We start from the raw sequence: 15230 nt of genomic DNA on the forward strand, positions 1-15230 counted from the left end.
TTACTATACATATTTATAAATTTTATGGCAATAAAGATATTTTATGGAGGTATAGAGAAAAATATGAATAAATATAAATCCCTATTTGAATGTACTAAAATAGGAAATGTAGACATAAAAAACAAATTTTCCATGGCACCTATGGGTCCCTTTGGATTTGCTGGAGAAAATGGTGCTTTTAATCAAAGAGGAGCAGAATATTACATAGAAAGAGCTAAGGGAAATACTGGACTTATTATAACTGGAATTTGCAGTGTAGAAAACGAAATTGAAGAAATTATAAGACCCAGCATACCATGCCCTACTATGAATCCAGCTGCTTTTATTATGAGTACAAGGGAAATGGTAGAGAGAATACATGCTTACGATTCTAAAATTTTTCTGCAATTGACAGGCGGATTTGGACGTACAGGCTTGCCAAATGTCATAAAGAAGGCAATTGCTCCCTGTAAAATTGAGAACAGATGGAACCCCAGTTTAAAACACAGAAAATTAACTATCCAGGAAATACAAGATTATATAAAAAAATTTGCCCAGGCCGCATTTATAGCTAAAAGTTCGGGCTTTGACGGGGTTGAAATTCACGCAGTCCATGAAGGATATCTTATAGATCAATTTACTATCGGTCTATATAATAACAGAACAGATGAATATGGAGGTGACATTAAAGGAAGATTAAAATTTCCCATTGATATAGTCAAGGCTATAAAAAAAATTTGCGGTAAAGATTTCCCGGTTTCATTGAGATACAGTTTAAAAAGCTTTGTAAAGGGAATAAGGCAGGGAGCACTCCCCGGAGAAGACTTCAAAGAACTGGGTAGGGATACAGAAGAGGGAATAGAGGCCGCTAAAATACTGGTTGAAGCTGGATATGATGCTTTAAATGTAGATGCAGGAACATATGATTCATGGTACTGGAATCACCCTCCAATGTATTTTGATAAAAGCGGAATATATCTTCCATTTGCTAAAATACTAAAGAAATCAGTAGATGTACCCATAATTGCCGCAGGTAGAATGGATGACCCGGATATAGCTTTAAAGGCCATAGAAGAAGGATATTGCGATATAGTTGGGTTGGGCAGACCTCTTCTGGCGGATCCATATCTGCCTGAGAAGATAAAAAAAGACAAAATAAAAAAAATCAGACCCTGTCTCTCCTGCCATGAAGGCTGTATGGGAAGATTAGCAAAAGGTGGGGCACTTTCCTGTGCAGTGAATCCTGCCTGCGGCAGAGAACAAAACTATGGGATAACTCCGTCATCTACAATTAGAAAAGTTTTGATTATAGGCGGCGGTATAGCTGGAATGGAGGCAGCAAGGGTATGCGCACTGAGAGGACATGAAGTACATCTATATGAAAAATCCTGTAAGCTTGGTGGACATGTTATAGCAGGCGGCATTCCATCTTTCAAAAAAAATGATCATAAACTTTTAGAATGGTATGAAGGTGAACTCAAGGATCTAAATGTAAACATTCATACCAATACCAAAGCAGACTTGAATTTGGTGAAACGTGAAGCTGCAGATGTTGTAATTGTCTCTACAGGTTCCAAACCTATCGATTTGAATTTACCCGGTGCAGAAAAGAACAACTTATTGACTGCAGATGAAGCATTGCTAAATCCTTCCAAAGTAGGCAGCAATGTTGTAATCATTGGTGCTGGACTCGTTGGTTCTGAAACAGCATTATGGTTGAAACAAAGTGGCAAAGATGTCACTCTCATTGAGTCTTCCGGTGAAATTCTCGGCGGAGGTCATAATATGCCATTTATGAATTATGACATGTTAAAGGACTTGCTAAATTACAATAAGGTGAATATAATGATTTCCTCACTTGTCAAAGAAATAAATGAAGAAGGTGTAGTTGTCAATACCAAAGATGGCAGCAGATCCTTTGAAGCAAATACTATAATTTCATCGGTAGGTTATAAATCAGATAACACTTTATATTATGAATTAAAAGATACAGTAGATGATATATACATACTTGGCGATGCCAAAAATGTAAAAAATATAATGTATGCCATCTGGGATGCATATGAAATCGCTAGAAATATTTAAGGAGATTATGAATATGAAAGATTATAATATGGAACTTACTTATGAAGAAAAAGAAATACTTGAAGGTAAAAAAGGAGAAACCATGAGAAAAGCTTTAAAGTCCGTTGTACTTTATGGTGAAACTTTTGGAGCCAAACGTCTCTTGGATATTGATGGACCGGTACATCTGGTTACATCCTTCGGCATGACAGGACTGGATACAGTATTTGATATGATGGATGAGATAATAAAAGCCGGCATCAGGACAAAAGAACCTTTTACCGTTGATCCAAGACCCATTGACTATGACAACGTAGAATGCAATGAAATACAAAAAAAGGTGTTTAAAGGGCTATACGGCAATCAAGGAAGATATGAAAGCCAGCTTAAAAAATTGGGGCTTAAAGACAACAATGCATTTACATGTACGTGTTACATGCCCCAGGTTGGAAATATACCCAGAAAGGGACAGATAATTTGCTGGGCAGAATCTTCAGCAGTTGTATTTGCAAATTCAGTTATCGGTGCAAGGACAAACAGAAATTCCGGAATTATAGAGCTTTTGTGCGGAATTGTTGGAAAGGTCCCTGAATTTGGTTTAGTTACAGATGAAGGAAGACGTGCAAAATGGATAATAGAGCTTAAAACTTCAAAATTGCCAAATGCCCAGGTACTTGGAAGTGCTATTGGAATGAAGGTAGTTGAGGATGTTCCGTATATTACAGGACTTGATAAATTCCTGGGAAAAGGTATGAACAGCTCCACCATGGATTATCTGAAGGATATGGGGGCTGCCAGTGCATCAAACGGCGCTGTTGGATTATATCACGTGGAAAATATAACTCCGGAAGCAGTTGAAAAAGGCAGAGATCTCTTAAATAAAGGGTATAGCACCTATGTTATAGATGATCAGGAACTTAAAAACATAATTGAATCCTATCCCATATTGTGGAAAGATATGAACGCAAAACCATCAATCTGTTTTATAGGATGTCCCCACTTATCCATAGAGCAGATATATGACTGGAGTGATAGAATATACCGTGCTTTAGATAAAAGGGGAAAATCCAAGTTAAAATTAAATACTGTGTTGAGTGCTGCACCAGATGTAATTTCAAAATTTAGAGAAGATAAAAGAGCATACAAAAAATTAACTGACATGGGAGCACATCTTACCTATATATGTCCTCTTATGTACATGAGTAATTCCGAATGTTCAAAACAACCGGTCATAACAAATTCCAACAAATTGAGAACATACTCCAGGGCCAGATTCCTTTTGGATGAAGATGTTCTCCATGCAATTGTCACTGGTGATATTAAGGAGGCTGAGAAATTTGACTAAAAATTTTAAAGGGAGAGTTGTATTAGGTGGAAGTATACATGGGGAATGCATTGTTACCCATCAGGGTTTTAATATACTGGCATCTTATCTAGGGGCACTTAGTGCAGGAGACACAATATGCTCTGACCAGAACAACAGGGAACTCTATAAAAAAGATTTAAAGGGAAAAATAATATGCCTTCCTAAAACCATTGGTTCAACAACAGGAGGCATGATCCTGCAGAGTATAGCAAATAAGGGCATTGGTCCTTCCGCAATGCTGTTTTCAGAGCACATAGATTCCCTCGCCGCTGCGGGTATAATACTCTGTGATGTCTGGAACAACAGGAGAATCATAGCTATAGACCAGCTTGGAGATGAATTTTTAAATTACGTAAAAGACGGTCAGAAAATTCACATAGAACAAGATGGTACTATAACTGTAGAATAATCAATACAATTTAATGGAGAGTGAATTAATGATGAATTTAAGTGATGAAGAATTTTTTTCAGCAGTTAAAGCCAGCTTTAACGTGCTGCCAGAATTATTTCTGTCTGATGTAGGTATATCCATTACAGACAGGGAGAAATATATCATGGCGAAACAGCCCGATTCCTTTAATCTTAACCTTTCTGTGGGAACAAAATTGGCAGAAAACAGTGCTGCAGTCAAAGCAATAAAAACAAAAAAAAGACAGATGGCACGTTGGCCTAAGGAAGTATTTGGATTTCCCGTAATAGCATACAGTATACCTTTAGTCAATGATTTTACAGGAAATTGCGTAGGAACCATATCATACGTAGTCTCACTTGAAAATGAAAATAGGATGATGCAGATGGTGGACGAATTAAAGGATCTATCCTCGGAACTGGCGGCATCTTCACAGGAGCTGGCAAGTTCTACAGAGGAATTATCCGCCAGCACCCAGAATATCAATGATCTGGTGAATAAGACAAAAACAGGCCTTGCAAGTATGGATGAAATACTAAAGTACATAAATACTATTTCAGATACAACAAATTTATTGGGACTCAATGCTGCAATAGAATCCGCCAGGGCCGGAGAATATGGAAAGAGCTTTTCAGTTGTATCCCAGGAAATTAGAAAGCTTGCATCAAACAGCAAGGACTCTGCAAATCAGATAAATACTACTTTAGGTGAACAGAAAGAAAATATAAACAACATTATAAATTTTATAAAGGACTTTTCATCTACCAGCGAGGCTCAGGCTTCTCAATCACAAAAAATTGCTGAAAGCAGTGAAAAGCTGAGTGAACTATCCTTAAATCTTTTGAATGTTTCTAAAAACACTATGGAATAAGTGTATCTCTTTAAATTTAAAGGGCATTGGATACTGTATATCCCATGTGCCCTTTTTTATTCTTTATTTCAAAATATCAAATGGGATATTTGCAGCAGTTACTAAAGATATAAAAAATATAAAGACAAGTAATAACTCAAATGACAAAATAGATGATTATAATGGCTTAACGTGCTATTTACAGTATATCTATAATCCTGACTTTTGAAATTCACTTTCCATTTGACCGATAAATTTGTGAAATACCTTCTTAAGGGGCATGAGAAGGAGGAAGCCTATTCCAAAACATACCAATATCACGAGCATTCTGAATAAATTGTTCAAATCGGGTCCTGCCATTGCTTCCCTTAGTCCATTTATGCTGTAGGTAAAAGGTAAAAATGGTTCCAGTGCAGCAAGTCTTGATGAAATAATTTCAATAGGATATATTCCTCCTGTACCAAACAGCTGCAGAATCATAAGTATAGCGGAAATTCCCTTTCCCACATTTCCGAATATGGCTATGAGAGTAAATATTATAATTGTAAATGTTATACTCGAAGTCAATGCAACAGCTGTCATTGTAATTTTACTCGTAGGTTTTATTCCCATAATGAAAAATTCTCCAAATAAAACTATTGAAGTCTGTATCAAAGAAAGTGTCATAAATAAAAATAATTTTTCAAAATATCTGTGTGCCATATTAATCTTAGTTCCATCTTTAAACTTTCTGCATTTCAATGTAAGTATGATTCCAAGAAGAAGTACTCCCACCCATATGGATAATGTAGTATAAAAGGGAGTTACTGCATATCCAAACAATCCCAGATTATAGAGCTGTACATTTTTCAACTCCACTGGAGATGACAGTAAATTTGAAATCTGATCCGGATTCTTTTCCATAATATCTATTATATTATTTAGGCTCTTTTCATCAACTACCTTCATTTTATCGCTCAGCTCATTTAATTTCTCTTCAATATCCCCAAGCCTTTTGCTGATCTGTCCTGCCTGTTGAATTGATATTTCACTGATTGAAGCACCTGTATCTGCCAGTGAGTTAAGCTGTGAAACAACTGACTTTACAGACTGAAGTATACCATTATAATTATTTAAATCATTATCAATATTACTGTCAATAACATTTAATGGATCAATTATGCTGGAATAAAGGGTGTTTGATAATTCAAGTGCATTTGATGCTGCATCATCAGCTGTTGTTGACAATTGATCCATGACTGAATTCATACTGTCTTTGGAGGCATTATTGCTGAGGAGTTGTTTCATATAATCAACATAGCCTTTTTCAATGTCTATGGAGTTTTCCATTCTGGTAAGTGCACTTATAAGTTCTCTTGCCCCATTACTTGGCAAAATATTGTCAATGCTATTCAATACTGCAATATTGCTTTGAATTTTTTTGATTATGGAATTGTCTATATCAATTATCTTTTCTATACTACTATTTTCAATATTTAAATTTTCAGATTCATTGCTTACATGCTCAAGACCTGATAAAAGAGATTGAACCTGTGTATTTAAAGATTGAATCTCATTTATTCCACTTGACAAGTTATCCCGCGCTGAATTCACAGTTTGCCTGGTGGACTGTGAAAGAGATTTTTCCTGAGTTATAATATGCTGGAGATTGTTTATCTTATTTGACAGCTTTGGAATATCTTTCTTTAGCTGATTCAAATAAATTCCCATTTTCTTTGAATTCTCACTTACTTCTCCCAGATATTTTTTTGTATTCTCTATAGTTAAAATTGAATCTTCCAGGGTACTTTTAAGCTCAAGAATTTCAGGCTTGTTATCATTTAATCTTATTCCAATAGAATTCAACCTTTTAAGTATTTCTTTACTGCTTATACCTATAAAACTTGTTTTAATCTCATCAGCAAGAGAACTTTTAGCAGTATTTGTAATTTTAGTAGCTGCCGGATTTAATTTCTCATTAGATCTGTATATTATATTTGGTTTTTCAGGATGGGAAGTTGTGATGCTTAAAAGTTTCCTGGAAAAATCCTGTGGAATTTCAATAAGTGCATAATATTTCCCTATATTTAATCCATAGTTTCCCTGCCATTCATCTATCATAACCCAGTCCATACTTTTATTTCTCCTCAGCTCATTTATAATTTGGCTGCCTAAATTTATATTTTTTCCATTGATGCTGCTTCCTTCGTCCTTGTTTACCACTGCAATGGGGAGTCTTCCCGTATTGGCTTCCGAATATGGATCCCATGAAGCATTTATGTTCATAAGTGCATAACAAGCCGGAATCAGGCAAAATGCTAAAATTGTCATAAATACAGGAAAACTCTTTATTATGTTTTGTAAATCCATTTTCAGCATTCTAAATACAGTTTTCATGTTATCCTCCTGCAATTTCCCTTAAGTTTATCCTCCAATACCTGATTCCACAAATTTGTCATGAAGTCTGTTAGTCATTTCATAAAGAGGTTTCTTTAAAAATAATCCCATCAGTATGGCAGCTGCAGACATGAGAATCAATATTGAAAAATCTATGGTCACAGTACTTATGAGCGGTCCTCCAATGGCCTCCCTGAACCCACTGACACTATAGGTAAATGGAAATAACGGCTGGATTATCCTAAATACAAGAGGAGCAAGCTGTATAGGATAAGTTGCGCCGCTTCCTGCAATCTGTGCTACAACCAGTACAACCGCTGCGGCCTTGCCCAGATTCCCAAATATGGATACCAGGGTATACACTATTGTTGAAAATGTAAAAGCTGAAACCAATCCAACCATTATCATAAGGAAAAAATTCTCAGTATAAATATGAAGTATAAATTTAGTGGTAAATACAATTATAAGTGACTGAACTACAGACAGTGAAACAAACAAAAGCATTTTGCCAAAATACTTTTCCTTCAGCGTAAAATTTTCGGCTCCTTTAAATTCCGCTACAGTTGTTTTAAGAACTGCTGCCAGCATGGTACATCCAACCCATATCGAAAGTGTCATATAAGTAGGTGCAAAAGCTGAACCAAAGTTTGGAACCGTATATATATTTTCTTCCACTATATTAAATGGATTGGCTACAAAATTTCCCATTAGCTCCGGGTTGCTCTGAAGTACAGTTATTATTTTTACTATATCATCGTTACTGATCAGTTTAAGCTGATCACTTACATTTAAAATAACATCCTTGAATTTATTTATCTTATTTTCAAGTTTTCCCGATGAACTGGCCAGAAGCTTGCTGCCATCTATCAAAACCTCTAGGGATTTGCTCCCTTGATCGTCGATGTTTTCTGCAGTTTTTAAAATATCCGCGGAACTATTTAAAGAATCAACAAAATCGTTAGCTATGTTATTTAAAGGTCCCCTCACCTCATTTATATATTCATTAGATAAACCTGTCAATTTATCTTCTATATCCACTGCAGTACTCTCTGCACTTCTCTTTACACTGTAATCCGCTTCATTCATTTTATTTAACTGCTGCTTCAAATTGTTTACATTGTTTTTCTCACTGTTCAATAGATTATCTACATATTTTAAAGAGCTCAGAAAGCTTGATATTTTATTGCTGCGTGAAAAACTATTTACTGTTTTCAAAAAATTCATGATGGAATTCACTTCATTTTCCAATTCGGATATGCGGTTATTGATTTTGTCCACAGTGGAGTTTATATTTGAGGAATTTGCTGCGCCGGTCAGTGAATTCAGCTCATCAACAAGATCCTGAAGTTTATGCACATCACCTTTTGCATTGCCCAAATCCATCTGAATGTTGTCAAGTGAATTGTTAAAGGAAGTTTGCATGGACTTTACAAGATTAGCCCTGTCAGTATCATTCTGACTTACAATATCCGCATTACCCAGGGCAGAAAAAGCCGGCTTCAATTGGGTAAGAATCATAGCAAGATTATTTGAGCTATCGTTTATATTTCCAAGTATGGTGGTTATAAGATCAATATTGTCACCCAGAAATATTATTGAGTCTTTCAGAGCTATTATATTGTACTTGTTTTTTTCAGCATTTTCTCCTATAATATTCAGATACGAGAATACGGCTTTGTTGACTGAATATATAAAATTGGATTTTATGGAATCCACAAGGGAATTAGCTGCACTGTCAGTAATTTTAATAGCCATGGGACTTCTCTTTGTATTTGCCTCGTAAAGCACTTGGGCTTTTCTGGGATTATTTCCGGCTATACTCGTAATATCTGAAGAAAAATCTTCTGGAATTTCAATAACTGCATAGTACCTTCCATTTAGGAGGCCCTGATTGGCATCTTCTGAATTGACAAATTTCCATCCAATACTGTGATTTTTTTTGAGGTTATCTACGATGCTGTTTCCAAGATTTAAATTCTCACCCTGAAATTCAGTACCTTTGTCCTTGTTCACTACTGCTATGGAAATATCACTTGTTTTAACACTGGAGTAGGGATCCCAAATAGCTTCTACATTTACCAGCGTATACAGGCACGGCAGGACACACATCCCTACAACCGTTAAAAGTGCCGCTCTATTTTTAGCTATAGTCTTTATATCTCTCTCAAATATATTTACAATATTTTTTATCACTTTACAAAACTCCTAGCTTAAACAATGCGATTCATCTCAAGAATATTATGTGATTATAATCAAAAAATAATACTTTTTGTTTCATTCATACATCAACCATATACAAAATAAATTATGTATATTTCTTCATACTTCAAGTGAATTGTTCATTTTTATCTCATATAATGCTATAATTTAAATTAATACAACCTATATTAGATAGAATCATGATATATATGAGACTATCTTTTTTATATTGACTGTATTAAATGATTATTGGAGGAAAATACAGATGGTTTTTTTCTACGTGCAGAAAGCTTTTATAATGTTGCTACATATGCTGAAGATATAGAACTGGATTTTTCAGAATATGGAGACAGACCTATACATCAGCAATCTCATGGAGAAAGTTTTTTAAACCTTATAAATTACAGATTTAGGGGCAATGGATTATATTTATTAGATGAACCAGAAGCAGCCCTATCTATACCACGCCAGTTTTCTCTGTTGGTTTCCATAAATAATCTAGTAAAAAAAGGATCCCAATTTATTATTGTGTCTCATTCTCCTGTACTGCTTGCTATGCCTAATTCTCAAATAATTTCTTTTGATTCGGATACACCGTTGGAGATTTCATATGAAGAGTGTCCTTCATATGAATTTTTGAGTTTATTCTTTAAAGACAGGGAAAGAATGCTCTCTTTACTGTTTGAAGGCAAATCAAGTGATTCTTAGGTTCAGATGGAGTTTGCCTATAAGGAATGCTTTTTGCCAATTACTTTAACTTCAATTTTTGTACAAAAAAACATAACTGGAAATTGAACTTTCCAGTTACATAAAATCTAATTATCTATATAAACAACTTTAAATATTCTGTATTATTCAGCAGGTATAACCTTTGTGATCTCAAACATGTTGTTTAATATATACCAATTTTGAGGAAATGGCTGTGCCAGTGTCCAGTAACTTACTCCCCTGAGACCATATTCGTTTACCAATCTGTACTTCGCCTGTATGCTTCTGGCATCTTCAAACCAGACCACATGCTGTCTTCTTTCCTCATCTACATAGTTAAAATATGGAGACTGTGCTGCTTCATCAAATTTTATCTCTGCTCCATATCTTCTTGCCCTGTTCACCGCTTCCTGATGTCCTATGCTCTCCGCGAATTCACCACCCGGTGTATAGGGCAATGTCCAATCATACCCGTACATGGGTATACCCATCAATATCTTATTAGGCGGGATTACACTTACAGCATAACTTATTACCTTCCTGACTTCATTAAGCGGAGCAACGGCCATAGGTGGGCCTCCCGACCACCCCCATTCGTAAGTCATTATCACCACAAAGTCCACTATCCTGCCGTGAGAAGCATAGTCATGAGCTCCATGCCATGCACCAGAAGTTACATCATATGTTTTAGGTGCCAGCGCAGTTCCTACTACATATCCCAAGGGATGAGCCTTTGATACCAGCTTCTCAAGAAAACTATTGTATCTTCCTCTATCTGAAGGTGGAATTCTCTCGAAATCTATTATAACTCCATAATATTCCTTTTGACTCATAGTTTTAATTATATTGTTTATCAACGTATCTTGAAGATTTTCATTATTTAATATGGTAGATATTAGATCAGTATCAAAATTTGCTCCAGATATATTTGTCACTGAAAGCAGTGGTGCTACCCTATTATCTCTGCCAACCTCAATTATGGTTTCATCTCTAAGAGGTGTGAGCCCCCCCTCTGCAGTGACATGATGGCTGAAAGGTGTTACATAGGTTAAATAGGGACCTACATTATTTATTATATCTCTTTCCCGTTCAGCAGTAGATGGCTGTATAAATCCATTAGTCTCAATTACACCATAATTCTTTGAATTCTCAGGTATTCTTATTACCATACCTGGATAAATAGCTGCAGGATTTGAAATGTCGTTTAACTGAACTATGCTGTCCACAGAAACTCCAAATCTTTGAGATATAGACCAGAGTGAGTCACCTGGTCTCACCCTATATGCTCTTTCTGATGTGGGAATTACAAGAGACTGACCTACTATCAGACTTTCCTCAGCTCGAAGACCATTGGCATCTATTATGCTGCTTGGAGCAACACCAAATCTACGGGCTATAGACCATACAGAATCGCCTGAACGAACTACATATATATTCAAAAACGTAGTACTCCTTTTTTACTTACTATCATTAACCATTATATTCTTAAAATATATTTCTGTTCTAAAAACTAATTGTAAATATTTTTGCTAAAATATCTATCTCCTCTATCTGGAAATATAACTACTATATTTCCCTTCTCTACAGTCTCCGACAACTTTATTGCTCCTGCCATAGCAGCACCTGAAGATGATCCCACTATTAGTCCTTCTTTCTCAGCTAGTTTTTTCACCATATTAAAAGCTTCCTCATCATTTATCTTTATAACTTTATCAACTAAATCCATGTCCATAGTATCGGGAATAAAATTGTTTCCTATACCTTCAACTTCATAGTGAGCTTCTTCTCCGCCTCCCAGAGTAGAACCTTTTGGATCTGTCAGAACTGATTTCACATTTTTTATTTTTTCTTTTAAATATCTTGCAACTCCTGTAAAAGTACCACCAGTACCTGCTCCTGCTACAAGGTAATCAATCTGTCCTTCCATGTCCAAATATATCTCAGGACCTGTAGTCAAATAATGAGTTTGTGGATTATCAGCATTCTCAAATTGTTTTAATGAGATTGAATTTGGTATACTTTCAAGAAGTTCCTGTGACTTCTCTATGGCTCCAAGCATCCCTCTATCTTCAGGAGTATTTACTATTTCTGCCCCAAGTGCTTTCATAAGAGTTTGTTTTTCAACAGAAAATTTTGTGGGAACTACAAATATAACTCTATAGCCTTTATTGAGTGCTCCCAAGGCAATACCCAACCCGGTGTTGCCTGCTGTTGCTTCTATTATAGTATACCCCTTTTTTAAAATACCCCTCTTTTCTGCACTTTCTATCATATAAACCCCAATCCTGTCTTTTACACTGCCTCCAGGATTGAAATTTTCCAATTTAGCAAATATAGACACACCATCTTTTATATCAAAATTATTTAATTTCAACATTGGTGTATTACCCACCATCTCTTTTATATCATTATAATATATCATGTTGTTAACCCTCCACCACACTTCACATTGTGAAATTATGCTATATTACTTAGCAAATTCCAATGCATTTTTCAAATCTTCTACCAAATCTTCCTTATTCTCAAGCCCTACGGACAATCTAATCAAATTATCCACTATTCCTATCTTTTGTCTTATTTCATAAGGTACTGCTGCATGAGTCATTGTAGCCGGATGAGATATGAGCGATTCTACTCCTCCCAGGCTCTCACCCAAGGTTATAAGCTTTAATCCTTTAAAAAATTTATTTATGTCTATACCCTCTTTTAAAACGAAAGATATAATTGCACCATATCCAGATGCCTGTGATTTATGAAGCTGGTAGCCTGGATGAGTCGGGAAACCAGGATAGTAAATCTTATCTATCAGCGAATTCTCCTGCAAAAAGTTGGCTACATATTCGGCATTTTCATTGTGTCTATCCATTCTAACGGATAATGTTTTTATACCTCTTATTAAAAGCCAGCTGTCAAAAGGATTTAATATTCCTCCTGTTGAATTCTGGATAAAATGAATCCTTTCCCCCAATTCTTCATTATTAACTACTAGAAGACCTGCTATTAGATCACTATGACCGCCTAAATATTTAGTAGCACTGTGAAGCACTATATCTGCTCCTAACTTTATTGGCTTTTGAAGATAAGGTGTCATAAATGTATTGTCCACAATAGTCAACACCTTATTTTTCTTTGCTATTTCACTTATTTTAGATATATCTGTTATAGTCATAAGCGGATTGGTAGGGGTTTCAATAAATATTGCTTTTACATCCTCAGTGATACTTTCCTCTACTTTCTTCAAATCACTGGTATCTACCAATTTATAATTTAAATTGAAATTTTTAAATATTTTATCAATGACCCTGAAGGTTCCTCCATATACATTACTGGATACTATTATTTTATCTCCACTTTTAAAAAGCATCAAAGCCGCTGATATAGCTGCCAGTCCAGAAGCAAATGCAAAACCTCTATATCCACCTTCCAGATCTGCGATTAATTTTTCCAAGGCTTCTCTGGTTGGATTTCCCGTTCTAGAATATTCATAACCGCTATTTTTGCCAAGAGCCTCCTGTTTATAGGTAGAAGTCTGATATATAGGCACGCTGACTGCTCCTGTCTTCTCATCTCCATCTATTCCTCCGTGTATTAACAATGACTCAATTTTCATAAGTTATTCTCCCTTCTTAATTCCACTTGCTATAAATATTCCAGTTTCAGTATATTCACCTTTACTTGAATAGCCCTTGCAACTTAACTCTGTGTTTTCAAAATTTATTCCACTAAATCCTGCTTCAGCAAGCCAGCCGCTTATCTGCTCATTGGAGAATCCCAGCCATTTATCATGCATTTCAGTTCTTGCCCATTCTCCATTATGCTTTTTTACATCTGATATGGTAAACGTACCTCCCTTTTTCAAAATTCTATAAGCCTCTTTCACTGCTTTTTTTGCATCCACCACATGATGCAGCGCCATATTTATATAAACAGCATCAATGGATTCATCAAATAGTGGGATGTCTGTTATAGAGCCTTTTATAGGATATATATTTTTAACATTTCTGTTTACAGCTTCATCATGCAACTGCTTTAGCATATTTCTTGAATTATCAATAGAAAATACCAAATTTGCCTTTTCAGCCAGGGCCAGTGAAATAAATCCCGTTCCACATCCTAAATCCACACATATTTTATTCTCTATATTAAATTTAGAAAGTACAATATATTTTAGTTTATCCTCAAAATACTCCGACCTTATTACATTCCATTTATCTGCAATGGAATCAAAATATGATACTGAATTCATCATAATTAACCTCCCGTATAAATACTAAATTAATTTTTAACTATACCATTTTTCAAATTCCGGAATTTGAAAAATAAAAAAACCTTCCGCCTCAATACAGAGGCAGAAGGTTACTTCCGCGGTTCCACTCTGTTTACGCCATATAAAACCAATTAAATTTACATGACAAAACTCTTTCTTATTGGTACAATCATACCTCAACGCTTTAACGGACGTTTCCGCTGAAATCTACTATCATTCAATACAGTACTCCAGGATGCAATTCAATTACCACCCGTCAAAGTTTCCTCCCACCCAAGGGAAACTCTCTCTTATAACCTTGTGTAATCTACTCTTCCCATCATCGTAATTCTTAGTAATTCACTATGAATTAAATTTACATTCTTATAATACTATATAAACTTATTTTAATCAAGTAAAAATTACAACATAAAATCTAATTAACAAAAAATATTTCTATATTTTAATTTCATTATATACTTGTTCTCACAAAATGTTACCAGTAAGCTTTCAATCAAATTTAAGCCCTTTTGTAATTAAACTACAAAAAATCACCAAACAACAACTTGCCTAGTGATTTTTATATTACCCGGCAGCGACCTTCTCTCCCACAGGGCTTCCCCTGCAGTACCCTGGGCACTGTGAAGCTTAACCTTCCTGTTCGAAATGGTAAGGGGTGTTACCTTCACGTTATTACCACCAGATGCTGATTTGTCAAAATCTTTGATTTTAGTAACTAATCAGTACTCCTCAGCTTTAGCTGAGTGAGTTTCATTATTATTATCATAAATTGCTATTAACTTCGTCCAGCTGCGTCAAATGCCTCACTGCGGTGCTCAATTACATAAGTAAATTCCACTCCTCCTTCGGCCTTTTCCCTGCTGTACTCGTTACTATCAATTTATCTATCATATTACCTTGTTGAGAGAACAATGTCCTCTCAAAATTGCACAGTAAATATTTTTATCTGTATGTCTCTATATGTCGTTCCCGACTTTATTCTTGGTCAAGCCCTCGACCTATTAGTATCAGT

At 35.4% G+C, this 15230-nt stretch carries 11 protein-coding genes, 1 rRNA gene and 1 other annotated feature; of the genes, 5 read left to right on the forward strand and 7 right to left on the reverse strand.

The features are described 5' to 3' along the window. The first annotated feature begins 63 nt into the window (after window positions 1–63). The 4 genes from CLLU_RS15655 to CLLU_RS19365 are packed head-to-tail and all read left to right on the forward strand — an operon-like array spanning window position 64 to window position 4689. Window positions 64–2064 carry an oxidoreductase gene (locus CLLU_RS15655; RefSeq protein WP_106010721.1) on the forward strand — a complete coding sequence of 667 codons (2001 nt, stop codon included), beginning with the start codon at window positions 64–66 and terminating at the stop codon, window positions 2062–2064. 13 nt (window positions 2065–2077) lie between these two features. Continuing rightward, on the forward strand, window positions 2078–3388 hold the full coding sequence (locus tag CLLU_RS15660; protein WP_106010713.1) for an aconitase X: 1311 nt from the start codon (window positions 2078–2080) through the stop codon (window positions 3386–3388). Beyond that, window positions 3381–3818, forward strand: coding sequence for an aconitase X swivel domain-containing protein (locus tag CLLU_RS15665; RefSeq protein ID WP_106010714.1), 438 nt, complete (start codon window positions 3381–3383; stop codon window positions 3816–3818). Before CLLU_RS15660 ends, CLLU_RS15665 begins: the two co-directional genes overlap by 8 nt. A gap of 28 nt (window positions 3819–3846) precedes the next feature. Beyond that, complete coding sequence (locus tag CLLU_RS19365; RefSeq protein ID WP_273336182.1) at window positions 3847–4689, forward strand: methyl-accepting chemotaxis protein; 843 nt, start codon at window positions 3847–3849, stop codon at window positions 4687–4689. A gap of 189 nt (window positions 4690–4878) precedes the next feature. Here the strand turns inward: CLLU_RS19365 and CLLU_RS15675 are convergent, their stop codons facing one another. Together CLLU_RS15675 and CLLU_RS15680 are read right to left on the reverse strand one after the other, a co-directional pair. After that, a complete protein-coding gene (locus CLLU_RS15675) occupies window positions 4879–7044 on the reverse strand; it encodes a YhgE/Pip domain-containing protein (RefSeq protein WP_106010715.1) in 2166 nt (721 codons plus the stop codon). Between the two features lie 27 nt (window positions 7045–7071). Next, the gene (locus tag CLLU_RS15680) at window positions 7072–9237 is read right to left on the reverse strand and encodes a YhgE/Pip domain-containing protein (protein ID WP_106010716.1); all 2166 of its coding nucleotides are present in this window, start codon (window positions 9235–9237) and stop codon (window positions 7072–7074) included. Between the two features lie 255 nt (window positions 9238–9492). Here CLLU_RS15680 and CLLU_RS15685 point away from each other — a divergent pair, with 255 nt between their 5' ends. Then, a complete protein-coding gene (locus CLLU_RS15685) occupies window positions 9493–9951 on the forward strand; it encodes an AAA family ATPase (protein ID WP_106010717.1) in 459 nt (152 codons plus the stop codon). Between the two features lie 143 nt (window positions 9952–10094). Here CLLU_RS15685 and CLLU_RS15690 read toward each other — a convergent pair whose 3' ends face one another. The 5 genes from CLLU_RS15690 to rrf form a co-directional block, all read right to left on the reverse strand. Beyond that, complete coding sequence (locus CLLU_RS15690) at window positions 10095–11390, reverse strand: glycoside hydrolase family 18 protein (protein WP_106010718.1); 1296 nt, start codon at window positions 11388–11390, stop codon at window positions 10095–10097. 71 nt (window positions 11391–11461) lie between these two features. After that, window positions 11462–12373 carry a PLP-dependent cysteine synthase family protein gene (locus CLLU_RS15695; protein ID WP_106010719.1) on the reverse strand — a complete coding sequence of 304 codons (912 nt, stop codon included), beginning with the start codon at window positions 12371–12373 and terminating at the stop codon, window positions 11462–11464. Window positions 12374–12418: 45 nt separating this feature from the next. Then, complete coding sequence (locus tag CLLU_RS15700; RefSeq protein WP_106010720.1) at window positions 12419–13561, reverse strand: trans-sulfuration enzyme family protein; 1143 nt, start codon at window positions 13559–13561, stop codon at window positions 12419–12421. A gap of 3 nt (window positions 13562–13564) precedes the next feature. Beyond that, a complete protein-coding gene (locus CLLU_RS15705) occupies window positions 13565–14197 on the reverse strand; it encodes a class I SAM-dependent methyltransferase (protein WP_106010723.1) in 633 nt (210 codons plus the stop codon). 95 nt (window positions 14198–14292) lie between these two features. Continuing rightward, window positions 14293–14550: a binding site (T-box leader), on the reverse strand. Between the two features lie 234 nt (window positions 14551–14784). Then, window positions 14785–14901 (reverse strand): 5S ribosomal RNA (gene rrf, locus CLLU_RS15710). Window positions 14902–15230: the final 329 nt, after the last annotated feature.

This window comes from Clostridium luticellarii, assembly GCF_002995845.1.
GTDB lineage: Bacteria > Bacillota > Clostridia > Clostridiales > Clostridiaceae > Clostridium_B > Clostridium_B luticellarii.

Excerpts from the sequence above, each read along its gene's own strand:
- CLLU_RS15655 (WP_106010721.1), top strand. The coding sequence starts at position 64 with ATGAATAAATATAAATCCCTATTTGAATGTACTAAAATAGGAAATGTA.
- CLLU_RS15660 (WP_106010713.1), top strand. The coding sequence starts at position 2,078 with ATGAAAGATTATAATATGGAACTTACTTATGAAGAAAAAGAAATACTT.
- CLLU_RS19365 (WP_273336182.1), top strand. The coding sequence starts at position 3,847 with ATGATGAATTTAAGTGATGAAGAATTTTTTTCAGCAGTTAAAGCCAGC.
- CLLU_RS15675 (WP_106010715.1), bottom strand. The coding sequence starts at position 7,044 with ATGAAAACTGTATTTAGAATGCTGAAAATGGATTTACAAAACATAATA.
- CLLU_RS15695 (WP_106010719.1), bottom strand. The coding sequence starts at position 12,373 with ATGATATATTATAATGATATAAAAGAGATGGTGGGTAATACACCAATG.
- CLLU_RS15700 (WP_106010720.1), bottom strand. The coding sequence starts at position 13,561 with ATGAAAATTGAGTCATTGTTAATACACGGAGGAATAGATGGAGATGAG.
- CLLU_RS15705 (WP_106010723.1), bottom strand. The coding sequence starts at position 14,197 with ATGAATTCAGTATCATATTTTGATTCCATTGCAGATAAATGGAATGTA.